Source organism: Janthinobacterium sp. MP5059B, assembly GCF_001758645.1.
GTDB lineage: Bacteria > Pseudomonadota > Gammaproteobacteria > Burkholderiales > Burkholderiaceae_D > Janthinobacterium > Janthinobacterium lividum.
This window is the reverse complement of sequence record NZ_LRHX01000019.1, coordinates 118,776-143,460: the sequence shown is the minus strand read 5'-3', so window position 1 is coordinate 143,460 and position 24,685 is coordinate 118,776. Positions and strand designations below refer to the sequence as shown.

General features: G+C 63.2%; 28 protein-coding genes. 7 read left to right on the top strand and 21 right to left on the bottom strand.

The features are described 5' to 3' along the window. Window positions 1-165: 165 nt before the first annotated feature. Window positions 166-1,902, bottom strand: a complete 1,737-nt coding sequence (phaC, locus tag JAB1_RS23525; RefSeq protein WP_070282001.1) for a class I poly(R)-hydroxyalkanoic acid synthase — start codon at window positions 1,900-1,902, stop codon at window positions 166-168. Between the two features lie 91 nt (window positions 1,903-1,993). Here phaC and JAB1_RS23520 point away from each other — a divergent pair, with 91 nt between their 5' ends. Continuing rightward, a complete protein-coding gene (locus JAB1_RS23520) occupies window positions 1,994-2,218 on the top strand; it encodes a hypothetical protein (RefSeq protein WP_231958111.1) in 225 nt (74 codons plus the stop codon). 16 nt (window positions 2,219-2,234) lie between these two features. Here JAB1_RS23520 and pgeF read toward each other — a convergent pair whose 3' ends face one another. After that, window positions 2,235-3,020 (bottom strand): peptidoglycan editing factor PgeF, encoded by a 786-nt coding sequence (pgeF, locus tag JAB1_RS23515; RefSeq protein ID WP_070282000.1) that lies wholly within the window; start codon window positions 3,018-3,020, stop codon window positions 2,235-2,237. After that, a complete protein-coding gene (locus JAB1_RS23510) occupies window positions 3,020-4,045 on the bottom strand; it encodes an RluA family pseudouridine synthase (RefSeq protein ID WP_034781141.1) in 1,026 nt (341 codons plus the stop codon). The genes pgeF and JAB1_RS23510 overlap by 1 nt, the downstream gene beginning before the upstream one ends. A gap of 89 nt (window positions 4,046-4,134) precedes the next feature. Here JAB1_RS23510 and JAB1_RS23505 point away from each other — a divergent pair, with 89 nt between their 5' ends. Next, entirely contained in the window at window positions 4,135-4,938 is an 804-nt protein-coding gene (locus JAB1_RS23505) for an outer membrane protein assembly factor BamD (RefSeq protein WP_034755339.1), read from the top strand. 36 nt (window positions 4,939-4,974) lie between these two features. Here the strand turns inward: JAB1_RS23505 and yaaA are convergent, their stop codons facing one another. Beyond that, the gene (gene yaaA / locus JAB1_RS23500) at window positions 4,975-5,745 is read right to left on the bottom strand and encodes a peroxide stress protein YaaA (RefSeq protein WP_070281999.1); all 771 of its coding nucleotides are present in this window, start codon (window positions 5,743-5,745) and stop codon (window positions 4,975-4,977) included. A gap of 30 nt (window positions 5,746-5,775) precedes the next feature. On the opposite strand from yaaA, the gene JAB1_RS23495 reads away from it, so the two are divergent. The 3 genes from JAB1_RS23495 (at window position 5,776) to JAB1_RS23485 (ending at window position 8,630) form a co-directional block, all read left to right on the top strand. After that, entirely contained in the window at window positions 5,776-6,210 is a 435-nt protein-coding gene (locus JAB1_RS23495) for a putative toxin-antitoxin system toxin component, PIN family (RefSeq protein ID WP_070281998.1), read from the top strand. Between the two features lie 83 nt (window positions 6,211-6,293). Beyond that, window positions 6,294-7,472 (top strand): pyridoxal phosphate-dependent aminotransferase, encoded by a 1,179-nt coding sequence (locus JAB1_RS23490; protein WP_070281997.1) that lies wholly within the window; start codon window positions 6,294-6,296, stop codon window positions 7,470-7,472. A gap of 54 nt (window positions 7,473-7,526) precedes the next feature. Continuing rightward, window positions 7,527-8,630 carry an HD domain-containing phosphohydrolase gene (locus tag JAB1_RS23485; protein ID WP_034781130.1) on the top strand — a complete coding sequence of 368 codons (1,104 nt, stop codon included), beginning with the start codon at window positions 7,527-7,529 and terminating at the stop codon, window positions 8,628-8,630. 38 nt (window positions 8,631-8,668) lie between these two features. Here JAB1_RS23485 and JAB1_RS23480 read toward each other — a convergent pair whose 3' ends face one another. Together JAB1_RS23480 and JAB1_RS23475 are read right to left on the bottom strand one after the other, a co-directional pair. Further along, the gene (locus JAB1_RS23480; protein WP_081345643.1) at window positions 8,669-9,127 is read right to left on the bottom strand and encodes a nuclear transport factor 2 family protein; all 459 of its coding nucleotides are present in this window, start codon (window positions 9,125-9,127) and stop codon (window positions 8,669-8,671) included. Between the two features lie 229 nt (window positions 9,128-9,356). Beyond that, window positions 9,357-10,019 carry a DUF2625 family protein gene (locus tag JAB1_RS23475; RefSeq protein WP_070281996.1) on the bottom strand — a complete coding sequence of 221 codons (663 nt, stop codon included), beginning with the start codon at window positions 10,017-10,019 and terminating at the stop codon, window positions 9,357-9,359. Between the two features lie 319 nt (window positions 10,020-10,338). Between JAB1_RS23475 and JAB1_RS23470 the strand changes: the two genes are divergently transcribed. Continuing rightward, on the top strand, window positions 10,339-11,190 hold the full coding sequence (locus JAB1_RS23470; protein ID WP_070281995.1) for a helix-turn-helix transcriptional regulator: 852 nt from the start codon (window positions 10,339-10,341) through the stop codon (window positions 11,188-11,190). A gap of 29 nt (window positions 11,191-11,219) precedes the next feature. After that, window positions 11,220-12,254: a serine hydrolase gene (locus tag JAB1_RS23465; protein WP_083299909.1), complete on the top strand. Its 1,035-nt coding sequence runs from the start codon at window positions 11,220-11,222 to the stop codon at window positions 12,252-12,254. Window positions 12,255-12,261: 7 nt separating this feature from the next. Here JAB1_RS23465 and JAB1_RS23460 read toward each other — a convergent pair whose 3' ends face one another. From JAB1_RS23460 to JAB1_RS23390, 15 genes are all read right to left on the bottom strand, one after another. Beyond that, the gene (locus JAB1_RS23460; protein WP_070281994.1) at window positions 12,262-13,152 is read right to left on the bottom strand and encodes an alpha/beta hydrolase-fold protein; all 891 of its coding nucleotides are present in this window, start codon (window positions 13,150-13,152) and stop codon (window positions 12,262-12,264) included. Window positions 13,153-13,178: 26 nt separating this feature from the next. After that, complete coding sequence (locus tag JAB1_RS23455; RefSeq protein ID WP_070281993.1) at window positions 13,179-14,240, bottom strand: tetratricopeptide repeat protein; 1,062 nt, start codon at window positions 14,238-14,240, stop codon at window positions 13,179-13,181. Between the two features lie 17 nt (window positions 14,241-14,257). Then, on the bottom strand, window positions 14,258-15,163 hold the full coding sequence (locus JAB1_RS23450) for an AAA family ATPase (RefSeq protein WP_034781117.1): 906 nt from the start codon (window positions 15,161-15,163) through the stop codon (window positions 14,258-14,260). Continuing rightward, a complete protein-coding gene (gene mshL, locus JAB1_RS23445) occupies window positions 15,164-16,951 on the bottom strand; it encodes a pilus (MSHA type) biogenesis protein MshL (protein WP_070282059.1) in 1,788 nt (595 codons plus the stop codon). 38 nt (window positions 16,952-16,989) lie between these two features. Next, on the bottom strand, window positions 16,990-17,379 hold the full coding sequence (locus JAB1_RS23440) for a hypothetical protein (protein WP_070281992.1): 390 nt from the start codon (window positions 17,377-17,379) through the stop codon (window positions 16,990-16,992). Continuing rightward, complete coding sequence (gspM, locus tag JAB1_RS23435; protein WP_070281991.1) at window positions 17,364-18,047, bottom strand: type II secretion system protein GspM; 684 nt, start codon at window positions 18,045-18,047, stop codon at window positions 17,364-17,366. The genes JAB1_RS23440 and gspM overlap by 16 nt, the downstream gene beginning before the upstream one ends. Next, entirely contained in the window at window positions 18,047-18,709 is a 663-nt protein-coding gene (locus JAB1_RS23430) for a hypothetical protein (RefSeq protein ID WP_070281990.1), read from the bottom strand. The genes gspM and JAB1_RS23430 overlap by 1 nt, the downstream gene beginning before the upstream one ends. Next, window positions 18,706-19,665: an agglutinin biogenesis protein MshI gene (locus JAB1_RS23425; RefSeq protein WP_070281989.1), complete on the bottom strand. Its 960-nt coding sequence runs from the start codon at window positions 19,663-19,665 to the stop codon at window positions 18,706-18,708. The genes JAB1_RS23430 and JAB1_RS23425 overlap by 4 nt, the downstream gene beginning before the upstream one ends. Before the next feature lie 131 nt (window positions 19,666-19,796). Beyond that, complete coding sequence (locus tag JAB1_RS23420; protein WP_070281988.1) at window positions 19,797-20,249, bottom strand: hypothetical protein; 453 nt, start codon at window positions 20,247-20,249, stop codon at window positions 19,797-19,799. After that, entirely contained in the window at window positions 20,246-21,133 is an 888-nt protein-coding gene (locus tag JAB1_RS23415; RefSeq protein WP_070281987.1) for a prepilin-type N-terminal cleavage/methylation domain-containing protein, read from the bottom strand. The genes JAB1_RS23420 and JAB1_RS23415 overlap by 4 nt, the downstream gene beginning before the upstream one ends. Then, window positions 21,130-21,687 (bottom strand): type II secretion system protein, encoded by a 558-nt coding sequence (locus tag JAB1_RS23410; RefSeq protein ID WP_070281986.1) that lies wholly within the window; start codon window positions 21,685-21,687, stop codon window positions 21,130-21,132. The genes JAB1_RS23415 and JAB1_RS23410 overlap by 4 nt, the downstream gene beginning before the upstream one ends. Next, window positions 21,677-22,216: a type II secretion system protein gene (locus JAB1_RS23405; RefSeq protein ID WP_070282058.1), complete on the bottom strand. Its 540-nt coding sequence runs from the start codon at window positions 22,214-22,216 to the stop codon at window positions 21,677-21,679. The genes JAB1_RS23410 and JAB1_RS23405 overlap by 11 nt, the downstream gene beginning before the upstream one ends. A gap of 166 nt (window positions 22,217-22,382) precedes the next feature. Beyond that, window positions 22,383-22,910, bottom strand: coding sequence for a type II secretion system protein (locus JAB1_RS30590; RefSeq protein WP_080753300.1), 528 nt, complete (start codon window positions 22,908-22,910; stop codon window positions 22,383-22,385). A gap of 32 nt (window positions 22,911-22,942) precedes the next feature. After that, window positions 22,943-23,449 (bottom strand): type II secretion system protein, encoded by a 507-nt coding sequence (locus tag JAB1_RS23395; protein ID WP_070281985.1) that lies wholly within the window; start codon window positions 23,447-23,449, stop codon window positions 22,943-22,945. Then, window positions 23,449-24,684, bottom strand: a complete 1,236-nt coding sequence (locus JAB1_RS23390) for a type II secretion system F family protein (protein ID WP_034781100.1) — start codon at window positions 24,682-24,684, stop codon at window positions 23,449-23,451. The genes JAB1_RS23395 and JAB1_RS23390 overlap by 1 nt, the downstream gene beginning before the upstream one ends. Window position 24,685 lies beyond the last annotated feature (1 nt).

Below are 24,685 nucleotides of genomic sequence, written 5' to 3'. Positions count from 1 at the left end.
TGGGTCCGCTTTCGCACCTGCCTACTTTTTCCATTATAGAGTGGAAAACGGCTCCATTGCACATCAGGGTAGTAGATTCCCGCATTTATTGCAACGCAACTAAAAGTAGATTCTTGACAAGACCGGAGATTACGCCGGTCTTGTCAGGCCAGAAGCTTTTGTAAACTAGTCCGCCCTGACTTTAACATACCGCCCCGGAGCCGGCTCGATTGCCGTGTGGCGTTTGTTGCCCGGCTTGCCTGGCGCCTTGACCTGCGCGCCGCCGTGTTCGGCCAGGAAAGCCGCCCATTCAGGCCACCAGCTGCCCACGTGCTCGGTCGCGCCTTCCATCCACTGCTCGGCGCTCAAGGGCTTGGCTTTCGCCGTGCGTGGCTGGTCATTGCTCCAGTAACTGCGTTTTTTCTTCGACGCCGGGTTGATCACGCCGGCAATATGGCCCGAAGCGCCGAGGATGAAGCGGTTGGTTTTCGGTTTTTTCGGGTTCAGCAAGGCCGTGCTGGCGTAAGCCGCGCCCCAGGGCACGATATGGTCTTCGCGCGAACCGTAGATGAAAGCGGGCGCGTCGATGCTGCTCAGGTCGACCTGCTCCCCGGCCACCGTCAGCTTGCCGGGCACTTTCAGGCTGTTTTCCAGGTAAGTGTTGCGCAGATACCAGCAGAACATGGGGCCTGGCAAGCCGGTGCCATCGCCATTCCAGTACAGCAAGTCAAACGCGGGGGGTTCCTTGCCTTTCAGGTAATTCGACTGCACGTAGTTCCACACGAGGTCGTTCGGTCGCAGGCTGGAGAAAGTGCTGCCCAGGTCGCGGCCCGACATCAGGCCACCCTTGGCCAGGGTTTGCTCGCGCAGCGCCACCTGCGGCTCGTCAATAAAGACGTCGAGCGCGCCCGTGTCGCAGAAATCGAGGAAGGTGGTCAACAGGGTCAGGCTGGCGGCCGGATTCTCGCCCCGTGCCTTAAGCACGGCCAGCGCCGTCGAGACGATGGTGCCGCCCACGCAAAAGCCGAACATATTGAGCTTGTCCTGGCCGCTGATTTCCTGCGTGACCTTGATGGCTTCGATCACGCCTTGCTCGACGTAATCGTCCCACGTCAGGTGCTGCATGCTCATGTCCGGATTGCGCCAGGACATCAGGAACACGGTATTGCCCTGCTCTACCGCATAACGCACGAGCGAGTTTTCCGGCTGCAAGTCAAGGATATAGAATTTATTGATACATGGCGGCACCATCAGCAGCGGCCGCTGGTGTACCGTGGGGGTGCTTGGCGTGTACTGGATCAGCTGGAACAAGGCATTTTCAAACACCACCGTGCCCGGCGTGGTGGCCACGTTGCGACCCACTTCGAAGGCCGATTCGTCGGACTGCGAAATGCGGCCCTTGCCCATATCGGCCAGCATATTGCTCAAGCCCTTGGCCAGGCTTTCACCCTTGGTCTCGATCAGGGTTTGCTGGGCGTCAGGATTGGTGGCGAGAAAGTTGGCGGGCGACATGGCGTCGACGATTTGCTGCACGGCAAACGCAATCTTTTGCTTCTGGTGCGGCGTCGCTTCCACGGCATCGGCCATGGCGCTGAGAAACTCGGCGTTCAGCAAATAGGCAGCCGCATTGAAGGCCGACAGGGGACTGGCGTGCCAGGCGGGCGCGGAGAAACGGCGGTCTTTCAGCTCCGGCGCCTTGCCGGCCATAAAGTCAGCCCACAAGCCCGTCAGCTTGGCCACGTAGGCATTTTTCAGTTGCTCGATCGCTTCCGGCTTGATGCTGGCGCCCGCATCCTGCAAAATGCCGGCAATCGGATTGCCCTGGGGCTGCGGTACCATGTTGAACCACGTCTTCCACTGTTCAGGATTGCTGATCTGCGCCATCCATTCCTTGGTCATCATTTGAGGATCGGGCATGTTCATAGCTATATAAATCCATTCAAGAATTGATAAATAATTACTTCCGGGCCACCTGCATGCAAACTCTTACTGACTGCCAATACCAATGATGCTCATGACCGCTGTTGCCTGGATCTATGTCGTCGGCCTCATGGCGCTGACGGAACCGTCCATCGTCGCCGGGGTGATGACCTTCGTGCTGTACTGCGTCATCCCGCTGTCCATCCTATTCTATCTGACGGGCTCAAGGAGACGCAAACGCAAGGCGGCGCGCATCGCGGAACTGCATGCCCGCGCGCGGGCCTCAGCAGACGATAAAACAAAAACGGCAGACACATAAGTGTCTGCCGTGCAGATTATTTGCGCCAGATCAAGCTGGCCTGTCGTCCCGTGACGCCATCGCGCCGGTACGAGTAAAACTGCGCCGCATCGCTGACGGTGCAATATTCCCCGCCCGCCACTTGCGCCACGCCATCGCGCAGCAGCATGGTGCGCGCCAGCGCATAGATGTCGGCCAGGTACTTGCCCGGCTTGCCAGCGATGGCGGCGAAGGCGGAGCTCAATACTTGCCGTTCGACATCATCGCGCGCGCCGTCGCGGAACGCTTGCAGCACGTCGTGTCCCACCTCGAATTGCTGCGGACCAATCGCCGGCCCCAGCCAGGCAAGGATATCCGTCGCGCCCTGCGCCCGCATGCTGTCCACCGTGCGCTGCAAGACGCCGTTGGCCAGGCCGCGCCAGCCCGCATGGGCCGCACCGACGACGAGGCCATCCGTCGAGCAGAACAGCACCGGCAGGCAATCGGCCGTCATCACGACGCACACGGCGCCAGGCTGCGTGGCGATGCTGGCGTCGGCATCGGGCACGCAACCGTCCAGCTTCCCGGCATCGGCCACGGCCACGCCATGCACCTGCGACAGCCAGGCCGGCTGCGCTGGCAAGACGGTCGCCAGCCGCGCGCGGTTGGCCTGCACGTGCGCAGGATCATCGCCCACGTGCGTGCCCAGGTTCAAGCCACCGCCGCCCTGCCCGTCACCATACGGACCCTGGCTGACGCCGCCCGCGCGCACGGTCGCCAGCGCGCCCACGTTCGCAGGCAAGCCTGGCCAATGGGGAGTGATATAAGGCAAGGCAGCCGTCATCAGACCTGTTCCGGCTCGGGAATGCCGGCGGTGGCGATCAGCTGAGCGAAATCATCGGCCAGCGGCACGATCCACTCGCACGCTTCCAGGGTACCCGGATGCACGAGGCCCAGGCGGCGCGCCTGCAGTGCCTGGCGCGAGAAGACGGACACCAGGTGCTGCTTGCCGTACACGTAGTCACCGACCAGCGCAAAGCCCAGGTGCTGCATGTGCACGCGGATCTGGTGCGTGCGGCCTGTTTCCAGGCGGCATTGCATCAGGCTCACGGGACGGCGATCGAGTTCGCCGCTGCCGATCAATTCATAGTGCGTGATGGCAGGCTTGGCGGTGAAGTTTTCCGAGACAGCCATCTTGACGCGGTCGCGCGGGTGGCGCGCGATGGAGGCATCGATGGTGCCCGCCATTTTCGGCGTGCCCCACACGAGCGCGAAATACTCGCGCTTGACGGTGCGCGCCTGCAACTGGCGCACCAGGTCCGTTTGCGAAGCGAGGGTCTTGCCGACGACCATCAGGCCGCTCGTATCCTTGTCCAGGCGGTGCACGATGCCGGCGCGCGGCACGCCTGCCAGCTGCGGACAGTGGTGCAGCAAGCCGTTGAGCAAGGTGCCCGACCAGTTGCCGGGACCCGGATGCACGACCAGTCCGGCCGGTTTGTTGATGACGATGATATGCTCATCTTCGTGCACGATGTTCAATTCCATCGCTTCCGGCTTAAAAGCCTCGTCTTCCGGCGCGCTTTGCGGCAGAATGACGATCTTCTCGTCGCCATAGGCGGTCATGTTGCGTTTGGCAACTTTTCCATCGACGGTCACGAAACCGGCTTCCAGCCACAATTGCAAGCGGCTGCGCGAGTATTGCGGCACCAGCTGGGCGATGACTTTATCGAGGCGGTGGCCGCAGGCGTCCGGCGTCAGTTCCAATGTAATCGGGGCCATTTCCTCGAAGACGTCGTCGGCGGCAAAATCGCCGTCAAACGCCTCTTCGGCAGCATGGTCAGAAAGGGAGTCAAACGCGGGGTCAGCCAAATTAGGCTTCGGAGTTAATATCACAGCATTCCCATCGGCTATAATCAGCCTATTGTAAAATCTTGGTTAAAACCTTCTTGCAAAACGTCATGCAAAAAAAATTATCGTTGGTAGTCGCTTCAGTCGTTCTGCTCGGCATGTCCGCTTGCAGCTTGTTGCCTGAAAAAGTGGATGAGACCAAAAACTGGTCCGTTACGAAATTATACTCGGAGGCGCGTGAAGAAATGGCCGGGCAGCACTATGAAGCTGCAATCGGCCTGTTCCAGAAGCTGGAGGCTAACTATCCTTTCGGCAACTATGCTCTGCAAGCGCAGATGGAGATCGCTTACGCGTATTATAAGTCGGGAGACCAGGCGCAGGCACTGGCTGCCGTCGAACGCTTCATCAAGTTGCATCCGAACCACGCCAATGTAGACTATATGTACTACTTGCGTGGCCTGATCAGCTTTAACGACCAGATCAGCTTCCTGAACTTCCTGTACGAGCAAGACCCGACCGAGCGCGACCCGAAAGCTACGCGCGAAGCGTTTGCGGCCTTCAAGCAACTGGTCGACAAGTTCCCAAATAGTAAATATGCGCCCGATTCGCTGGCCCGCATGAACTATTTGATCGATGCCATGGCGAAATACGAAGTGCACGTGGCGCGCTATTACTACCGCCGCGGCGCCTACCTGGCCGCCGCCAACCGCGCGCAAACGACGGTCAGCGACTTCCGTGCCTCGCCGGCCATCGAAGAAGCGCTGTTCATCATGTACCGCTCGTATGACAAGCTGGGCTTGACCGACTTGCGCGACGATGCCTTGCGCGTGCTGACCAAGAACTACCCGAACACGGCATTCCTCAGCCCGGAAGGGGTGAACAAGGAACGCAAGTGGTGGAAATTCTGGCAGTAAGCTGCAATAAAAAACCGGGCTAGCCCGGTTTTTTACTTATTCGCCAACCTTGCGCCGGAACACCCAGCTCGTATCGTTCGACGCTTCCGGCACGAAACCATAGCCATCGACATCGAATTGCTTCAGTTGCTGCGGGTCGCGGATCTGGTTGACTGCCGCATAGCGGGCCAGCATGCCGCGCGCGCGCTTGGCGTAGAACGAAATGATTTTATATTTGCCATTCTTCCAGTCCTCGAACACGGGCGCGATGACAGGCACGTCCAGCTGGCGCGGCTTGACGGATTTGAAATATTCTTCGGAAGCGAGATTGACCAGCACTTTCGCCCCCTGCTCCCTGGCCGTGCGGTTCAGTCCATTGGTGATGGTGTCGCCCCAGAACGCGTACAAATCCTTGCCGCGCGCGGTCGACAGGCGCGTGCCCATTTCCAGGCGGTGCGGGTGGATCAGGTCCAGCGGGCGCAGCAAGCCGTACAGGCCCGACAGGATGCGCACGCGCGACTGGGCATAGTCGAGCTGGGCCGGCTGCAGGCTGCGGGCCTCGAAACCGGCATACACATCGCCATTGAAAGCCATGATGGCCTGGCGCGCTTCCGCCAGCTTGGGCGTCCAGGAAGCGTAGCGGGCCACGTTGAGGGCCGACAAGGCGTCGGAAATGCCCATCAGGCTGCCCACTTCGGCAGGCGAGAACTGGCGCATGCGCTCGATCAGCTGGGCGGAATGGTCGAGAAAATCGGGGGTGCTGTGCAACGAGGTTGTTGGCGGCGTCTCCAGGTCGAGACTCTTGGCGGGCGAAAGCACGATCAACATAAATTATCACTACAGAATAGAATTGCCGACATGATACCTGCTCCACAAAAACTCGTCCTCGACACCAACGTTTGCCTCGACCTGTTCGTCTTCAACGACCCGCGCTGGGCGCCCCTGCTGGCGGCCATGGAAAGCGGCGCCGTGCACGCCATCACGCGCGAAGATTGCCGCGCGGAATATCTGGTCGTGTTGCATTACAAACATCTGCCGCTCGACGAAGCCAGCCGCGCCGTCGCCGCCGCCCGCTTCGACGCGCATATCACCGTCGTGGCGCCGCCCGTCTCCGGCGTGCGCCTGCCCGTCTGCACGGACAAGGATGACCAGAAATTCCTCGAACTGGCGCGCGACGCCAACGCCGACATCCTCATCACCAAGGACAAGGCCCTGCTGAAATTGGCCCGCAAGACGGCCAAGGCCGGCATGTTCAAGATCATGGTGCCGGAAGGCTGGGCATTGCCAGGCTGAGACGCCAAAGCCCCACACGCAACGGGGCGCGCTGCGCTAGAATGGGAAACGATTCCACTTTCCGCACCGCGACCCTACCGTTCATGAACAGCCCGTCCCTGCCCTACCCGACTCCCGCCCTGACCACCCGCCTGCCTCTCGTGGGTACCACCGTGTTTACCCGCATGTCCAGCCTGGCGGCCCAGCATGGCGCCGTCAACCTGGGCCAGGGCTTCCCTGACTTCGATTGCGCCCCAGAACTGGTCGACCTCGTCAGCGAGGCCATGCGCGCCGGCCACAACCAGTATCCGATGATGACGGGCGCCGCGCCCCTGCGCGAAACCATTGCCGCGAAGATCGCCAGCTTGTACGGCCACAGCTATGACGCAGGCACGGAAATCACCGTCACGGCCGGCGCCACGCAGGCGCTCACCACAGCCATCCTGTGCTGCGTGCACCCGGGCGATGAAGTCATCGTCATCGAACCGGCCTACGACAGCTATCTGCCCGCCATCGCGCTGGCCGGCGGCGTGCCCGTGCTGGTCTCCATGCAGGTGGGCGAAGAGGGCTACAGCGTGCCGTGGGACAAGCTGGCCGCCGCCGTCAGCAGCAAGACGCGTTTGATCATCATCAACACGCCGCACAATCCGACGGGCACCATCCTGCGCCCTGCCGATGTGGCCGCGCTGGCCGACATCGTGCGCGGCACGCAAATTTTGATTCTGTCCGACGAAGTCTACGAGCACATGGTGTACGACGGCGTGCCGCACGCGTCGCTTTCACGCAACCCGGAACTGGCGGCGCGCAGCTTCATCGTTTCCAGCTTTGGCAAGACGTATCACGTGACGGGCTGGAAGGTCGGCTATGTGGCGGCCCCGGCCGCCTTGACGGCGGAGTTTCGCAAGGTGCACCAGTACAACGTCTTTACCGTCAACACGCCGATGCAGCACGGCTTGGCCGCCTACATGGCGGACCCGCAGCCCTACCTGGACTTGCCCGCGTTTTACCAGCGCAAGCGCGACCTGTTCCGCGATGGCCTGGCGGGCAGCCGCTTTACCTTGCTGCCGGCCGACGGCACGTATTTCCAGTGCGTGCGCTACGATGCTATTTCGCAAGAGACCGAAGCGCAGTTCGCCGAATGGCTGACGGCGGAAATCAAGGTGGCCGCCATTCCCGTGTCCGCGTTTTATGCGCAGGGCAAGGAATCGGGCATCGTGCGCTTCTGCTTTGCCAAGAAAGACGAGACCTTGCGCCTGGCGCTGGAGCGCCTGCGCAGCATTTAATGTAAATACGGCACTGCTGCGCTGCGGCGCAGAGAATGACTGAGGAACAACAACATGGTACAGCGTCGCATCGGCCCGGCCGACCTGGTTCCCGGCGAACCCCTGCCCTGGGATCTGTTTCTCGCCGACCATAGTGCCGGCCCGCAACTGCGCAAGGGGCAGATCATCACGGATGGCGCACAGCTGGGGCGGCTAATGCAGCTGGGTCTGTATGTGGGCACGCCGGATCAGCCGTCCGTCTTGCGCCTGCTCAACGAGGCGGCGCAGCGCCTGGAACGCTTGCTGTTGGCCTTGCGCAGCGAAAACAATGCCGAGCGCGACGTGCGCGACATCGCCCGCGAACTGCTGCGCGCGCTGGAGCACGATGCCGATATCGCCCTGGCCAGCATCCTCCTCAACCAGATCGCCGGCAGCTACGCCGTGCGCCACTGCATCGAAACGGCCTTGCTGGCCATGCTGGTGGGCCGCAGCATGCACAAGTCCCACGATGAACTGCTGTTGATCGGCGCGGCCGCGCTGACGATGAACGTGGGCATGCTGCGCCACCACGACAGTTTCCAGGACCGGCGCGGCCCCCTGAATGACGACGAAATGCGCATCGTGCGCCAGCATCCGCAGGAAAGCGCGGAATTGCTGCGCTGCGCGGGCGTCGATGACGAGGAATGGCTGAGCTGCGTGCTCCTGCACCATGAAAACGACGATGGCAGCGGCTACCCACAGGGGCGCACGGCCGATGAAATCCTGCAAAATGCCAAGCTGATCGGCCTGGCCGACCGCTATTGCGCCCGCGTTTCCGCGCGCAACTACCGCCGCTCCATCGTGCCCGACCAGGCGCTGCAGCATATCTTCCTCGACCAGGGCGTGCCCATCGACGCGCTGCTGGGCGAACAGTTCGTCAACTTGCTGGGCAAGTATCCGCCCGGCACCCTGGTGCGGCTGCGCAGCGGCGAGCTGGGAGTGGTGACGCAACGGGGCGCCGGCCACGTGCATCCGCTCAGCGACCCGCTGGGCGCGCCGCTGGCCCCCGCCGAGCTGGCACAACTGTCTCCCCGCGACACGGCCGACAGCCGCTACGCCATCGTGTCATCACTGCACGAGGACGATGCCGGCCTGCATTTCAGCATGCGGCATGTGTGGGGGGACGAGGCGAGGTTGTAGGCTGGCCGGGCAACGCCGGGCGCCAGGCACGGGGCACTTCACGGTTTCGGCGGGCGGATGCCCGTGTACTGTGCGCTGACCAGCAGCCATTGCTTGTCGACAAGCCGAGCGACATAACCGGCGCGCAGGGCGAAGCTGCGGGCTGCCCCATCCTGGTTGAGACGGTAGGACAGGCGCGCCGAGATGAGCGCCGTATCGCCAAACAGGCGCACCACCGGTTCATCGACCTGGAGCTGGGGACTCGGCCGCTTCTGCTCCGGCGCATAGAAGGCGAGCATTTTTTCACGCCCGTCCACCTCGCCTACCGGCGATATTTCCACATAATTCTCCGCCGTGATGGCGTTCAAGGCCACTTGATCAAAGTTACTCTGCGCCTGCGCATGGCGCTGCACCAAGGCGACCAGTTCGGCATCGGCGGGAGCCGCGTGCGCGCTGCCGATCACGCCCAAGGCGCCCAGCAAACAAGTAGAGAGGACATGTGGAAGGGTCAATTTCATGCGTATTCATCCTGATCGAGGTCATTGAGAAGCATCCGTTGCCTGCCGCGGCAATATCGGACACTCGCTGGCGGGCGGCGCATCGCGAGAAAGCCCACTGTATGCTATCCCCTTGCCCTTTTCTCGCGCCGGCCATTGCGACAAAGCGCTTGAATCGGGGGTTGAAACGCCATTTCGCCGGCCCGGGATGCGCATGGCGATGCCCTCAGATACGCCCGCAAGCCATGCCTCAGTTCGCGCCCGCAGGAGCGTCCAGCAACTTCTGTTGCAGATCAAGGTTAAGCGCCCACTGCTCTTCCACCGGAATGGCGCGCCGCGAGCTGGTCTTGAGGGAACCTTCTTGCGTCCACAGAAACGGATAAAAATTCAGGCAGAGTTCGCCGGGCAAGGGCAATTCGTCAAAGTCCGGCGCATCGCCGGGCTGCCGGCCGTAAAACTGCCGCAACTGGCGAGTAAAAGCCCATTCGATGAACGCCGTGTAGCCGATCTCCAGCGCTTCCCACGCCAGTGTCTCGGGCGCGAGGTAATACAGCTTGCCCTGGTCGGCCCCGAGTGCGCCGCCGTTGATGGCAAAAAAACCGCCGAGCACGTCATCGGCCACCAACAGAAAGCCCTCGGCCTTTCCTTCGTTCCACGTAACAATGTTCCGGCCCAGCTTGTCATGGCCGGACCCCAATATCCGTAGCCAGCCGTCATCCACCAGGATGCCGCCGGTTTCGTAGGCGATCGCACCGAGGGGTGAACGCGTGGTGACTTGCAGGCTCAGCAGCACATCCTCCCTGCCGGCCGAGGGCGGCAGCAATTCCACCGGGATGTCGGCCTCGTTGGCCCATTGCCTGATCAGCGGAAACGCCGGGTCTTCACTATCCAATAATTCATTCAATGTACGCATGTCAGCTGACCTTATCGATGACCGCTTCCGGCGGTCGGAGTATGCATGGCGACGCTGGCACTGTCTGGCGGGCGGCGCCCGGCATTCCAGCGGCTCGCCCCTGGCGCGATCCAGTATCGATGGCGACATCTGGACGCTCCGTAAATTTTACACATAGCCGCCCCGGCACCCCTGCACGCCTGCCAGCAGCCACGCAAAACCGGCCTGAGCCGCCGTCCCACATCCCGTGCATTCCCCCGATTCGACCGTTCATCCTGCGCCTGGCGCCATTCGTCGTCCCGCGCTCGCCCGTCAGGGCGGCCGCACATACCATGTCGATATGACCACTCCACTCCAGTTCAAGTCCGGCCAATTCTATGGCGACGTGCATCACGGCGCGCGCGGCAGCATCTTCGATATCCGCCGCCTGAAGGCCACGCGTGGCGAGGATGAAGTCGCAACGCACCGGCATGACGATGCCCACTTCGTCTTCGTTCTGTCCGGCACGTATATTTCCAGCGCCCTGCACGCCCCGCCGCGCGCGCCTTCGCCCACCCTCGTCTTCAATCCTGCCGGCACGACGCACCGCGACCGCTTCGTCGATGGCAAGGGCAGTTTCATGACGGTATCGCTCGACCCTGCCCTGCTGTCGGGCGCCGAGGAATTGCACGCGGCCCAGGAGTGCGCCACCGTGTTGCGCGATACGGCCAGCGCGGCCGCCGCGTTCCGGCTCGCGCGCGAAATCGGCCGCGGCGGCGATGGCGCCCTGCTCGAAGCGGGCGCGTGGGAAATGCTGGCCAGCCTGCACAAGGCGCCCCGGCAGGCACGCCCCGCCCTGCCCGGCTGGGTCCACCAGGCGTATGAAGCCGTGATGGACCTGGCCAATGACACGCATCTGCGCATCGCCGACGTGGCCGCCGCGCTGGGCGTGCATCCCGTGCACCTGGCCCGCGTGTTTCGCCAGGCCTGGGGCTGCTCGCCGGGCGACCTGCTGCGCTGGCGCCGCGTCGACCAGGCCAGCGGCTTGCTGCGCCGTCCTGAACTGAGCATGGCCGACGTGGCGCTGAGCGTGGGCTTTGCCGACCAGAGCCACATGAGCCGCGCCTTCCAGGCCCGCTACGGCATGACGCCCAGCAACTATCGCCGCCAAATGTTTCAAACGTCCAAGACAATGCCCAATTTGCAAGACTAGACTGCACTTTTCCAACTCAGGAGTACACTATGTTGCGATACCTACCCCTTCTTCTCGCCTTCGGCAGCAGCGTCCACGCAGGCGAACTGGAAGGCGTCACCACCGCCATCGAAGCGGGCGACTTCAAGCAGGTCACCAGCGTCGTGGTGGCGCAGCATGGCAAGCTGCTTTACGAACACTACTTCGACAAGGATGGCGCCGAAAGCCTGCGCAACACGCGTTCGGTGGGCAAGACAGTGGCCGGCATGCTGGTCGGCCTGGCCATCGAGCGCAAGCTCGTGCGCACCGACACCCCCGTCCTGCCCTACTTTCCGGAACTGCGCCCGCTGGCCCATGCCGACCCGCGCAAGGACAAGATCACGGTCGAGGATTTCCTGACCATGAGCTCACTGCTCGAGTGCGACGACGACAACCAGCATTCGCGCGGCAACGAAGAGCGCATGTATCTGGTGGAAGACTGGAGCCGCTTCGTGGCGGACCTGCCGATCCGCGGCTTTCCCGAATGGCAGCCCCGCCCCGAGCAATCGCCGTATGGCCGCGCCTGGAGTTATTGCACGGCCGGCGTAACCCTACTGGGACCGCTGCTTGAAAAGGTGAGCGGCCAGGGCGTGCCGGACTTCGCCGCCGCCAATCTGTTCAATCCGCTTGGCATCGAGAAGGTGAAATGGCAATTCCAGCCCAAGGGTAGCGCCATGACGGGCGGCGGCTTGCAGCTGCGCAGCGTGGATCTGATGAAGCTTGGCCAGCTCTACCTCGACGGCGGGCGCTGGCATGGCAAGCAGGTGATGCCGGCCGAGTGGGTCAAGCGCTCGATCGCGCCCCACGCCAACGCGCGCGAAGGCATGGACTACGGTTATCTGTGGTGGCTGCAACCGTTCACGGCCAATGGCCGCACGGTGCAAAGCTATGGGATGGCGGGTTCCGGCGGCAATAAAGTACTCGTCCTGCCGGAACTCGATGCCGTGGTCGTCATCACCACGACCAACTTCCAGGTGCGCGACGCCCATGGCATCAGCGAAAAATTGCTGACCAAGCTGATCCTGCCGGCATTGATGCGCCCGTAAGCGCCCATCATTTTGCGGACGTCAAATACGCCCGCAATCCATGCGTGAGCACGAAAGGAAACACGCTCGCGTGATCTTCATCCGCGAAGACGCGCAAGCGCGTCTTCAGGCCGGGATACTTGTGCGATGTCAACTTCCCGTCGAACTCGCGCAAGTCGGCCACCATGTCAGCGTCCTCTTCCGAACGCGAACGCTTCTTGCCCGCCGCCAGCTTTTCCAGGCCGCCGATGCCAAAGAATACGGACGCAGGCAAGTCCTTGTGGCTGGCGGCATACGCCTGTTCGCGGTCGAACATGACGCCGGCGTCGTACCACAGCGACGGACTGCCGAGGATGTAGTGCTCGAAGGTGCGCGGTTCCGTCAGCAGGAATTGCAGGCCCAGCAGGCTGCCGTAGGAGTGGCCGATGAAGACCTTGCGCTGCATGTTGACGCGATAGTTGCTGGCGATGAAGGGAAATACTTCGCCCGAGATGAACTGGCCATACGCCTTCGCTTCGCCGAACGCCGGTTGCCGCCCCGGCATGTCCGAGCGGTAATCATGCTTGCGCGGCGTGGTCGGCGTGTAGTCGCGGCGGCGGCTGTACACCCCGCCATCGCCGTTGGCGTACGACAAGCCAACCACGATGACTTCTTCCATCCCCGCATGCTTGTTCAGGCGCTGCGCGATATTGCGCACGATGGCAAACGAATAATTGGCATCGACGACAAACAGCACCGGATAGCGTTTATTCCCCTGCCGATAGGAATCGGGCAAGGCGACATACAGCTGATAATCGCGTTTCAGGGCTTGCGCACGGATATCGCGCACTTCCGTATTCTCCAGAACGTAGCTGGCAGGCGCGGCAAGTGCGCTGCTGGCAAGGCAGCAAAGGACGATGAGCAGATGGAGAGGCTTCAATCTAGTTTCTTTCTTTGAGGTAAAAGTTACTTCGCCGTCGCGGCCGTCAGCTGCACCAGCTTGCGCTCGACAAACGCCTGCAACTGGGGAGATAAAGTTTGCAAGCCCTTGGCGCGCTCGAATGCCTGGCGCGCCTGGGCCGGGTGGTTGTCGGCTTGCAAGGCGATGCCGAGACCCATCCACCAGACGCTGTTGTCGGGCGCCGTCTGCAGGGCCAGCTGGTAGTGTTCGGCCGCTTCGCGGTAACGCTGCTCGCGCTGCAGCACGCCGGCCAGGAAGGCGCGGTACTCGCCGCTGTCGCTGGCGTACGGCAGGCTGCGCGTCAAGGTATCGAGGGCCGCCGCGCCGCCGCTCGTCTTGTCCAGCTGCAAACGGGCCAGCATCATGGCTTGCGCCGGCTGTTTCGGATCCAGCGCCAGGCTCAGCTGTAGCTGGCGGGCCGCCTCGTCCGGGCGCTGCGCTTCGAGCAGCAGGCGCACCAGGGTTTCGCGCGCGCCCTGGTGGCGCGGGTCCATCTGCAGGGTCTGCTGCAAGGCCAGCATGGCGTCGGAAACGCGGCCATCCTGCAACTGGGCCAGCGCGCGCCGGTATTCATTCTCCACGCGCTGCTGCGCAGTGACTTGCTTGCCGTCGATGATGCGTTCGCTGGCAGCGGGCAATGCCGTCCTTACCATGGGCGCGGCGGCGGGCTTGGCGGCTTTTTCCATGACGCGGCGCGATTCGGCGGGCCGCGCCTTGCTCGGTGCGGGGGCGGCCTCCTCGGCCAGGAACACGGGCTCGGGTTCCGCCGCCGCGACGGGCACGGGCGCGGGAACAACGGCGGCCGGCGCCGGCACGGGAGCCGACACAGGAGCCGAAACAGGCGTGCTGGCCACGCTGACCAGCACGGGCGGCACGGCCGGACGCTTCAGGTAAACCCAGCCCAGGGCGATGGCGGCGGCCGTCAGGCCGGCAGCGCCGCCGAAGACCAGCGCGCGCGACACGCCCCGCTCGCGTTCGGGCACGGAGCGGATGCCGGTCGCGTCGCCGCGTCCATCGGGAGTGCCGCGGGCATCGAGGTCTTGCAACATCTTGTTAATCAGGCTCATCTACAGGCTCATCTTCGTCATCGGTTCAATAAAGTCCAGCTCACGCCGCAGGCGGCGGCCAGCACGCCGGCGCCTGCCAGCCATGGCCACGGCTTGCGCCAAAAGCGGCGCGGCTTGCTGGCCAGGGTATCGCTGGCGGCCAGCGCCACGTGGCGGCCGCTCACCTGCTGCCGCCCTTCGCCATACGCCACCATCAGCGCCTTGTGCGCCATGATGTTGATCAGGCGCGGGATGCCGCCGGACGCCTGGTACAGCTTGCCCACGCCGCCACGGCTGAACAGGCGCGCGCCATCGAAACCGGCCACGCGCAGGCGGTGCGCCACATAGAAATCCACGTCGTCGCGCGACAACGGACCCAGGTGGTAGTGAAAGGTGATGCGCTGCGCCAGCTGGCGGATTTCCGGCAGGGCCAGCTTGACGTCCAGTTCCGGCTGGCCGAACAGCACGATCTGCAGCAGCTTGCGCTTTTCCGTTTCCAAATTCGTCAGCAATCGCAGCGCTTCGAGGCTGTCGACGGGTATCGCCTGCGCTTCGTCCAGGCACAGCAGCACGCGCTTGCCTTGCGCCGCCAGGTTGAGCAAGCGCAAGTTGAGGGATTTGAGCAATTGATGCTGATCAGCATCTTTCTCCAGCAATACATCGAGGTCGTCGGCCAGCGCCAGGATCAGCGAACGGGGCGGCAAGTTCGGATTCGGGATGTAGGCCGTGACGAAGTCTGGCCCCAACGATTGCATGAACTTGCGACACAAAAAGGTTTTACCAGTCCCCACTTCGCCAGTGATCTTGATGAAGCCCTCGCCGTTGCGCGCCGCCACCAGCAGGGTGTTGAGCGCCTTTTGCGACTGCGGGCCATTGAAAAAGAAACTGGTATCGGGCGTGAGGCCGAACGGCGCCTCGCGCAAGCCGAAATGGGCCTGGTACATTTAGCGCCGCTCCGACGGACGGCGCGGGTCGAGCGCCTCGATGCGCTTGCCCGAATCGAGCAAGTCCTCGTTCCAGCTATTGGCGCCATCGACGATGGTCGGCTTGATCAACACCACCAGTTCGCGCTTCTGGATCACCTGTCCCGTGTTGCGGAACAGCGCGCCCAGCACGGGAATATCGCCAGCGCCCGGCACTTGCGAGCGATCCGCCGTGGTGGCCTGGCGCATCAGGCCGCCGATGGCGACGATGCGCCCATCCTGGCTGCGCACCATGCTGTCCATCTCGGACGTGCTCGATGCGGCCAGCGGCAGTTTCAGCGAACCGGCGCTGCCCAGGTCGATTTCCTTGCTGATGGTCGACACCTGGCTGACGGATGGGTGCACGTGCAGGATGATGTTGCCATCCGCATCGATCTGCGGCGTCACGTCCAGCACCACGCCGGAAAAGAACGGTTGCAAGGTCACATTGGGGCTGGTCGTCGCGCCGCTGGCCGTCGTATTCGTGGTGGTCGACACGCCCGTCACGTAAAACTCGTCCGTGCCGATCTTCAGCACGGCCTTCTGGTTATTCATGGTGGCGATGCGCGGGCTCGACAGCACATGCACGGAGCCTTGCGATTCCAGGAAGGAAATCATGGCCGCAAAATTGGCTGTCTGGAAAGCCAGGCCAAACATGGAACCGGCCGAATTCGCCGCCGAACTGAGGCCAAAGCCGCTGCTGGCCGTCAAGCCGCTGCCATTCGTCATGTTCGGCGGCTGGCCGCCATTGAACGGCAGCGGCGCCAGGGTGCCGCCCGGCTGGATGAAACCCGTCGAGATGCGGTTCGTGTGGCCGCTCTTGATCGAGGCAAACGAGGCCCAGTTGATGCCCGTCTGCGTGTTGTCGTTGAGTTCGACTTCGAGGATTTTCGCTTCCAGGATCACCTGGCGGTCGACGGACAGTTGCGTGGCCTTCAAATACATGTCGACATTGCGCAGCTCTTCCGGCATGGCGCGGATGACGATCACGCCCGACTGCGGGCTGAGCACCACTTGCCGCCCGCCTTCGGCGCTGCCGACGATGGCTTCCAGCGCCGCCTTCAATTCCGGCCAGAAATCTGCCGTGGACGAAGTCGTCAGGTTGCTGCTGTCCAGGGTACGGCCGCCCTGGCCGCCATTCGTTTGCTGGTTCTGCTCGTTGTTGTTGCCCTGATTGTTATTGCCGCTATTTCCGCTGTTGCCCGAGCCGCCGGAATTGGTCGAACCGACCGAACCCACCGACGTCGACGAGACGCGCAGGTTGGAACTGCCGCGGCGCGCGCCCGTCAGGTAATTGACGTGGAACAAACGCGTCTGCATGGTCAGGGGCTTGATGTAGATCTGCGTGCCCTCGACCTTGTAGTCGTAGCCATACAGTTCGCGCACGGCGTCGAGCGCCTGGAACAGGGTCACGTCCTTCAGATTGGCGGAAATCGTGCCGCCGATGTCGGGATGGACCAGCATGTTGTAGCGCGTGCCGGCCACGATGGAAGTGAAGAACTGGCGCGCCGGCACATTGTTGAAAGCCACGTTGAAGCGCTCGTCGAGCGCCGCGCGGGCCTTCGGCAATTGCTGGGCCAGGGCCGCCACGGGCGGCAGCAGCGCCGCTTCCACGGCGTCCGGCTGGGCCGTTGGCGCCGTGGTGGCCGCCGCGCCCTTGACGGCATCGGTGATCGCATTGTAGGTGTCGCGCTTGACGGGCGCGACATTGCAGCCGCCCAGGCCCAGGCTGACGCTGATGACAGCCGCCATCGTACTGATCTTGAACATGCTCGCCTTGTGTTGATTGAGTTGCTTGGCCACTTCTTCTACTCCTGCTTGCGGTCGGTCTTGCGACCGGTCTTATTGTCGGTCTTGCTGCTCGGATACAGCTTGAAGGTTTCCAGTGATTTTCCACGCCGCAACACGACGGCCGTGTCGTGGATTTCCGTCACCACGGCATCGCCCACCTTGCCGCCCACCTTGACCGTCTGGCCATCGATGACGGCCAGGCGGCGTCCGCCCGGCTGGGTGGAGATGAGCACCGATTGCAGCTGCGGCCGGGCCGCGACGACGGGCGCGGCACTGGCCGGCGCCCACAGGGCCGCCGGCGGGCGCGTCGGGTCGTCCAGCGCCTGTGCCTGCGCGCCCGGCCATGCCAGGCTCAGTGCCAGGAAAGGCGCCAGCAGTGCGGGAGCTAAGGTCAAAGTGCGATCCATGTATCGTCCATGCTGAGGGTATGTAAGGTCAGGGTCAGGGTGGCGCTCGGGTAGCTGGCAGAATCGAGGTGGGCGGCGCCCCAGAAGACGCGCGTCGGCATCGCTTGCAGCGCCTGCATGTATTGCACCATGTCGGCATAACTGCCTTGCAGCACCACTTCCACGCCATGCTGGTGCAGCAAGGGTGCCGGGCTCGCTGCCTTGGCAGCAGCATCGCCGTTCGCGGCATCGGCCTGGCGCACGCCCACGGCGCTGGCGGGCAAGGTTTTCAGCGACACCACGCGCAATCCGGCATGCCGGCGCAGCAAGTGCTCAAGCAAGGTGACCATGCGCTCGGGCGCCACCAGGCCATGCTGCTGCTCGCGCAGCGCCTGCGCCAGCGACGCCGTTTCCGCCTGCAAAGCCACCAGGCGCGTGCGCGCTTCCTGGTCGGGATCGGTGGCGTGGGCGAGCATGGTCAACTCGATTTCCTTGTTCGTCGCGGTCAACAGGCTTTGTTTTTGCACAATGCTCGCTTCCAGCGCGGCGCGTTTCGCCAACAGGGGATTGAAGCTCATGAAATAAAACACGAACAGGACGGCAGCCGCAGCGGCGCCAAACACCATCAGCCGCTCGCGCAGACTGAGGGCGTCGAAGGCGGTGGCCCATTTCTTCAGCAAGGGCAGCATCAGTGTGTTCCTCCGGCAACAGGTTTTGCCGGCGTGGCGGCACGATCCGCAGATTGCAGGCTGAACGCGATGTAAGGCAGGCCAGGCGTCTTGCCCTCGGCCACGGCCGGCTGCTCGGGCTGGCCGATGTCGAGGCTGGCGAAGGTCTTGCCTTTCAGTACCTCCTGCTGGCCCAGACGCGTGATGTAGGCGGGCAGCAGCGACGCATGCAAGGCGCGGCCCTGCAAGCCGAAATCATTGCCGGCGCCGGCGATATCCACGCCCGTCAGCCATACGCCCTCGACCCTGGCCTGCGCCAGCGCGCGGAAATAGCCGGCATAGCCGCGGGTATTGCCCAGCTTGCCGCTTTCCAGCACGTTTGACGCATCCTGCAGCAACTGGCGCTGCGCCTCGACGGCCGCCAGTTCCTGCGCCAGGGCCGGGTCTTTCTTGCGTGGAGGATAATCGCGCAGAATCTGGTCGCGCTTCGCCTCGCCTTGCGCCAGCGCCGCCTTGACGCCCGCTTCGCGCTGCTCCAGGCCGGTCAAAGCTTGCTGGGCCAGCACGCCCACGGCCAGCAGCGCCAGCGCCAGGCCGCCCAGGCCCAGGCTGGCCGTGCGCGCCGACATATGGTGTTTTTTCAGTTCAAACTGGGGATTGAACAGATTGATCTGCTGGCTCATGCGCCCTTCCCTTCGTGCTTGCCCGGGTGCAAGCCAACCTCGCGCAAGGCTGCGCCGATGGCCAGGAAATAGCGCGCCTGCATGGCGGGGTCGCGCAGCTCGGGGGCCTGCGACAAGTCCAGCACCGTGGCCAGGTCCAGCTGCTCGACGGGCATGTAGAGATTGTCGGCAAGATATGCGTGCAAGCCATCGGCCGCGCCCGTCATCAGCATCAATCGGGACAGCGAAATGAAATGGAACTGGCGGTCGAAGTGGTCGAAGGAGCGCTGCAGTTCCAGGGTGACGCGGTCGTAGTACTGGCTGGCATCGGGCGACTGCAATTGCGTCACAGTCACGTCGATGCGGCGCGCCTGGTACAGTTCGCCATTGAAACTCATGGTCAGCAAGCCGCCGTCGCCATCGAAAGACAGCACGGCGATGCCGCGTCCCGGCGTTTCCAGCAAGGTGGCGATATTACGCTGCGCCATCTCGGGGATATCGATCACGGACAGGCCGATCTTGCATTCCGCGTATAGCGCCTGGCGGCGCGATACGGCGCTGTTGCGCGCGGCGACGGCAAACACGCTGCTGCCCCGCTGGGTGCCGTTCGGGTCGCCGGGGATGTCGAACACGTCGATGGTGGCCTCGGCCAGGGGAAAGTCCAGCATGTCTTTCAAACGCCAGCCCACGGCCGTCTTCAGCTCCTCGCGCGGCACGGCCGGCGCTTCCAGCGACAGCAGCTGGTACTCGCCACCGGCCAGCACGCTGGTGCAGTGGCGCGCTGCCGCCTGCAGCTCCTTGCCCAGTTTTTCCAGCACCTCGGCCGGCGCAGGCCGCGCGGCCGCCTGGTAACTGGCACCCCGCACGCGCGGCATGCCGCCGGCGGGACGTTCGACAACGACAGCGCTGACGCCTTCGCGGCCAAACGCCGTGGCCAGCCAGCCATCGTACTTCTTTGCTCTTGCGAATAAACCCATGCGAACTATCCAGTGTAAGTGCCTGCCCGATCTTGTCGCGCAGATAATGCATCCAGCCAATTTTAATTCATGAAGCCAACTTTATTGTGTAAAAACAATAAATTAGCGATCTTTTTTTCACCTAGTTGACCTTACTGCGACAACACGGCTTGCAGGCGGCGCTGGACATAATCGGCGTTATTGCCCGCATTCGGACAGCCGGCGGCTCCTGGCTGGTTGCAAGCCGTGGCCGTAATGGTCCAGCTGGTCAAGGTGCCGGGCCCCGTGGCCGTGCTGCATTGCACGGTGACGCTGAAGGCCGACAGCGTCGTGCCGGCCGGCAAGCTGAACGTGCTGGCGCCGAGACATGCCGCGCCAGTGGTCAGGCCCGCGCTGATCTGCCGCTGCAGCCCCCATTCGAGACCGGCGCGCGCGGCCTGTTCGGCGCGCACGCCCTGCACGTCCATGGCCGACTCCGTCTGCTGGAAGGTGGAGATATTCACCATCACGGCCGCCAGCGCGGCCAGCACCACCAGCAGGAAAATGGCCGTGACGAGGCTGAAACCGCGCATGCGGCGCGCGCGGTGGCGCAGCAAATGCGTCATGGCGTATTCCTCGCCTGCACCTGTTGCACCAGGCGCAGCACGCCCGTATTGCTGTTCGCCGCGCCCAGGCTCAGGCTGATATTCACCAGGCCCCGCTGCACATTGGCCAGCACGGTATAGCTGAAGGCGCACGCCGTTACCTGGCGCGCCAGCAGTGCGCCATCCTTCAAGTCCGCCGCAACCGGCTGGGTGGCCTGGATGGCATAGCCCGCGTAACGGGTCAAGGTGCCGGTCGCCAGATCGCACGCATAGGTCACGGGCGTCGACACCACCTGGAAACGGTTCGACGGCGACGGCAGCGGCGCCGGCGCCGTCGCGAAAGGATAGCTGCCAAGCGTGACGACATTGCCGGTCACGCCCGTCACTGCCGCGCGGTTGCAGCCGGTCGCCGCGCTGCAGGAATAGGCGTCGTTCGGCGTGTAAGCTCCCCCCAGGTTGTAGACGACGATCTGGTCGCCCACGCCGATCGCCTGGCGCGCGCCCAGCGCATTGGCGGGCATGGCGCCGACGACGCTAAAGCTGCCCGGAACGCCAGGGGCGGGAGGGGTCTCGAAGCTCAGCACACTGCCCAGGCCGGCCGGGTCGCTGTCGCTCAGGTAGCGTCCGCCCGTCTTGGTCAGCAGCAATTCCAGGAACAGGCCGTTGTTCGACACGCGCACGCTGTTGGGCAGAGCCAGGCGCACGTCGCGCGTCAGGCGGCGCGCCGCCGTATCGGCCGTGTCGGCCAATGCCGCGCGCGCCGCGACATCCATATAGCCCTGCACGGGCACGCGGATGAAGACGGCGACCATGGTGCCGATGATGCCCGTGATGACGATCACGATGACCATCTCGATGAGGGTAAAGCCGCGCGGACGGCGCCTGGCGTTAAGGAAATTTTTCATGGGATACTGTTCGGCGCATAGCGCACGCGATAGCCGTCGAGCACGATCTGCTGGTCGGCATACGGCACCGTCACCTGGATACGCAGACCTTCCGTGGCGGGCAAGCCGTTCAGGGCTGCCTGGGTGATCACCACAGAGGCAACGTATTCCTGGGGGGAACCTGCAGCCCAGACGGCGCCCTGCGCATCCGTCTTGTAATTCGTGGCCGTGCCATACGCGCTCACGTAATCGTTGACGTTGTCGAAAGGCCGCGTCACGCCGCCCGCCTCTTGTCCGGCCACTTCCGGGATGGCGCAGCCGGCCGGGCTGGTGGCCGTTTGCGCGGCAGGGTCTTGCGGATCGCAATACGTGAAACGCGCCAGCTGGATTTCTTCCAGCATGCCTTCGGCAATCGCCAGCGCCTGCTTGCGCAGCTGCGGATCGGCGCTGTGCTTTGTCGTCAGGCTCATCACGCCGAGGATGGCGGCCGAGGCCAGGCCGACGATGACGATGAACAGCACCAGTTCGATCAGGGTCACGCCGCGTTCACGCCGGCGCCGCTGGCTAATGGACATAGCCCGTCTCCCCTTCGACCGTGACGACGCGCTCCGTGCCGTCGCCCCGGATGCTGATTTTCAGCCGCGCCGGGAAGGTCGATGCGGCAGGAAACACATCGCCCTGCGCATATGGCTGGCCCAGCGCATCGAAATAAAAGCTGGGCTCGCCTGTCACATCGGTGGACAGGGCAACGCCGGACGGACGGCCTTCGCACAGCCAATTGCTCCCCGGGCAATACTGCTGCGTCTCCTTGCTGCCGCTGTTCCTGCCCGTGGGCGGCACCACCTTCTGGTCATCGCTGCAACCAGCATCGAAGCACAGCGCCACGCTGTTGGCATCGATGTGCACAAACACGGCACGGTTTTGCGCCACCGCCAGCTTTTGCCCGTAGCGCACGATATTCGTCACCTGGTCGGCAAAACTGCGCGCGTCAAAAGTGTCGCGCTGGAAAAACCGGTTGACGGCAAACGTCGCCAGCAAGCCCGCCAGCACCAGCACGGCCACCAGCTCGATCAAGGTGAAGCCGCGCGCAGCCGTACGCCGCAGGGAGCCTGGCGGCCCTGCTTGGCGATGCGGATGCGGAAAGTCTGTCGGTGGCTGCTGCAATGGATGGCCCGTAAAAAAGCCCAACGGGCTGGCGCCTGGGGTTGGGCTGGTGGTGCGCAAGGAAGGCCGGATGTTGATTAGCGCTCCTTGTTGCGTACTTATATGTTTAGCCGCAATTTTCGGGTTTTGCATTGACCGTGATAACAGGTGCTCCGCCTGCAGCGGCAGGTGCCGTGTACACCACCGAGCAGCTGGTGCGTGTCGTGGCCTTGTCTACCGCGACGGTCATGACGGAGCCGGCAAAGGTGACATTGTAGTCATCAATCGACAAGCCAGCAGCTTCTTGTATGCCGTCAGCACTGGCCGCAGGATAGCCAAACGCATCCTTGATGGTCTTGCCTTCCATCACGACCGCTTTAGTGGAGTCGCCGTTGACCAGGTATTGCGCATGGTACAGCGCCGCGCCCGCCTTGACGGCGCCAGCAGCCGCCTGCATCTTGGCCACGCGTGCATCGGTCGACATGTCGATAAATTTAGGAATCGCCGTGGCGGCCAGGATGCCGAGGATGACGATGACGACGATCAATTCGATCAGGGTAAAACCTGCCTGGGCGCCGCTTTTCATACTACGTAAAGACTTGTTCATTCTTGCTTTCTCCAAAATCAAATAAAAAAACTTCAAAACCAACGCCATGAAACTGTCGCTGCACCGGACCAGGAAGCGCGTCAGTTTGCTGCCGATTCCGGCGCTTTCCACACCACGATATCGGGCTCCTGGGCGAGCTTGTCAAGATCGGCGTCTGCACCCGGCAAGGTTACCTTAAATTTCACTGCATCAACCCCTGTAGTGGGAAAAATATTGCCTTTACTAAACAAATAGATGATTTTTTGTTCTTTTTTGTCGTACAACCAATTCCCTGTTGGTAATTTCGCAAGGTCCGCCTGCACGAACTCGCCCAGGTAGTTGGCCGGCTTGTCGGCCAGCCAGTCGAACGGGTTTTGCCGCGCCAGCGCCGGCATCCTGTCGCGCCGGTCCGCCAGGTACAAGTGCAGCACCTGTACCCGCAAACTGGTGCGCAAGACGCCGAGCATCTGCGCCACGGCCACCTGCTGCGCCTGCTGCTGGTAATAGCTGACCCGGTTCAGGAACACGGCCATCAGGATGGCGAACACGCCCGCCACCACCGCCAGTTCGAACAGGGTGAAACCGCGCTGGCGGAGCGGTTTTCTCATCAGTGCAGGGCCGCCCGGCCCAGGTCCCAGATCGGCAGGAAGATGCCCAGCGCCAGCACCAGCACCATGGCGCCGAGGAAGACGATCAGTATCGGCTCGATCTGCGCCGACAGGGTCTTCAGCTCGTAATCGACCTCGCGCTCGTACATATCGGCGATCTCGTCCATCAGGTCGTCCAGCGAACCGGATTCCTCGCCCACGGCGATCATCTGCAGCACCACGGGCGTAAACACGCCGGCCGCCACCGAGGTGCGCAGGATGCTTTCGCCCCGCTCGACGCCGTCGCGCATCTGCTCCACGCGCGCGCTCAGATACGTGTTGTCGACCGTTTGCGACACCACCGTCAGGGCCTGCACGATAGGCACGCCGCTGGTGCTCGACAGGGCAAAACTGCGCGCGAAGCGGGCCATCGTGCCCTTCAGGATGATCTTGCCGGCGATCGGCAGGCGCAGCTTGGCGCGGTCCCATTTATAGAGCCCCTCTTTCGTGCGCAGCCAGGCGCGCCAGCCGAAAAAGCCGCCCACGCCCAGCATCAGCAAGATGGGCCAGTACGTCACCGTAAAGCGCGAGGTGCCGATCAGGATGCGCGTCATCAAGGGCAGTTCCGCATGGAAACTGGCAAACACCTTCTCGAACTGGGGAATGACGAAGATATTCACCACCACCATGGCGGCGAGCATGGCGAAGACGACGAAGGTCGGGTAGCGCGTCGCCGTTTTCACGCGCGCGCGCATGTCGCGGTCGAATTCCAGGTGGTCGAACAGGCGCAGGAATACTTCATCGAGGCGCCCCGTCATTTCGCCCACGCGCACCATCGACAGATAAAACGGCGTGAAGATGGCGGGATGGCGCGCCATGGCGGCCGACAATTCGCGGCCTGCGTCGAGCGACTCGCGCACATCCTTGATGATGCGCCCGAACGCGGGACTGATGGCGGACTCCTGCAAGCCGGCCAGGCCGCGCATGATGGGCACACCCGCCTTGAGCAGGGTGTACAGCTGGCGGCTGAACAGCTGCACATCCATGGGCGTGACTTTTTTCTCGGTCAGCCTGGCCCACCAGCCCAGCTGGTTGGCGCCGGCCTTCGTCACCGTCTGCCTGGTGGCGCTGATGTCGACGGGCGTGCTGCCGCCCGCCATCAACTGGTCGGCCACGGCGCCGCTGTCGGCGCCTTCCATCACGCCGGTCAGCAGTTCGCCACTGGCGCTGCGCGCCTTGTAGGAGAAAAACGGCACC

Coding starts and splice junctions, on each gene's coding strand:
- JAB1_RS23430 (WP_070281990.1), bottom strand. CDS start 18,709: ATGAGCCAGCAGATCAATCTGTTCAATCCCCAGTTTGAACTGAAAAAA.
- JAB1_RS23440 (WP_070281992.1), bottom strand. CDS start 17,379: ATGGATCGCACTTTGACCTTAGCTCCCGCACTGCTGGCGCCTTTCCTG.
- JAB1_RS23490 (WP_070281997.1), top strand. CDS start 6,294: ATGAACAGCCCGTCCCTGCCCTACCCGACTCCCGCCCTGACCACCCGC.
- JAB1_RS23480 (WP_081345643.1), bottom strand. CDS start 9,127: ATGAAATTGACCCTTCCACATGTCCTCTCTACTTGTTTGCTGGGCGCC.
- JAB1_RS30590 (WP_080753300.1), bottom strand. CDS start 22,910: ATGGCGTTGGTTTTGAAGTTTTTTTATTTGATTTTGGAGAAAGCAAGA.
- JAB1_RS23415 (WP_070281987.1), bottom strand. CDS start 21,133: ATGAAAAATTTCCTTAACGCCAGGCGCCGTCCGCGCGGCTTTACCCTC.
- JAB1_RS23470 (WP_070281995.1), top strand. CDS start 10,339: ATGACCACTCCACTCCAGTTCAAGTCCGGCCAATTCTATGGCGACGTG.
- JAB1_RS23520 (WP_231958111.1), top strand. CDS start 1,994: ATGACCGCTGTTGCCTGGATCTATGTCGTCGGCCTCATGGCGCTGACG.
- pgeF (WP_070282000.1), bottom strand. CDS start 3,020: ATGACGGCTGCCTTGCCTTATATCACTCCCCATTGGCCAGGCTTGCCT.
- JAB1_RS23485 (WP_034781130.1), top strand. CDS start 7,527: ATGGTACAGCGTCGCATCGGCCCGGCCGACCTGGTTCCCGGCGAACCC.
- JAB1_RS23450 (WP_034781117.1), bottom strand. CDS start 15,163: ATGTACCAGGCCCATTTCGGCTTGCGCGAGGCGCCGTTCGGCCTCACG.
- JAB1_RS23495 (WP_070281998.1), top strand. CDS start 5,776: ATGATACCTGCTCCACAAAAACTCGTCCTCGACACCAACGTTTGCCTC.
- JAB1_RS23420 (WP_070281988.1), bottom strand. CDS start 20,249: ATGACGCATTTGCTGCGCCACCGCGCGCGCCGCATGCGCGGTTTCAGC.
- mshL (WP_070282059.1), bottom strand. CDS start 16,951: ATGTTCAAGATCAGTACGATGGCGGCTGTCATCAGCGTCAGCCTGGGC.
- JAB1_RS23475 (WP_070281996.1), bottom strand. CDS start 10,019: ATGCGTACATTGAATGAATTATTGGATAGTGAAGACCCGGCGTTTCCG.
- gspM (WP_070281991.1), bottom strand. CDS start 18,047: ATGCTGCCCTTGCTGAAGAAATGGGCCACCGCCTTCGACGCCCTCAGT.
- yaaA (WP_070281999.1), bottom strand. CDS start 5,745: ATGTTGATCGTGCTTTCGCCCGCCAAGAGTCTCGACCTGGAGACGCCG.
- JAB1_RS23505 (WP_034755339.1), top strand. CDS start 4,135: ATGCAAAAAAAATTATCGTTGGTAGTCGCTTCAGTCGTTCTGCTCGGC.
- JAB1_RS23465 (WP_083299909.1), top strand. CDS start 11,220: ATGTTGCGATACCTACCCCTTCTTCTCGCCTTCGGCAGCAGCGTCCAC.
- JAB1_RS23455 (WP_070281993.1), bottom strand. CDS start 14,240: ATGAGCCTGATTAACAAGATGTTGCAAGACCTCGATGCCCGCGGCACT.
- JAB1_RS23410 (WP_070281986.1), bottom strand. CDS start 21,687: ATGTCCATTAGCCAGCGGCGCCGGCGTGAACGCGGCGTGACCCTGATC.
- phaC (WP_070282001.1), bottom strand. CDS start 1,902: ATGAACATGCCCGATCCTCAAATGATGACCAAGGAATGGATGGCGCAG.
- JAB1_RS23395 (WP_070281985.1), bottom strand. CDS start 23,449: ATGAGAAAACCGCTCCGCCAGCGCGGTTTCACCCTGTTCGAACTGGCG.
- JAB1_RS23425 (WP_070281989.1), bottom strand. CDS start 19,665: ATGGGTTTATTCGCAAGAGCAAAGAAGTACGATGGCTGGCTGGCCACG.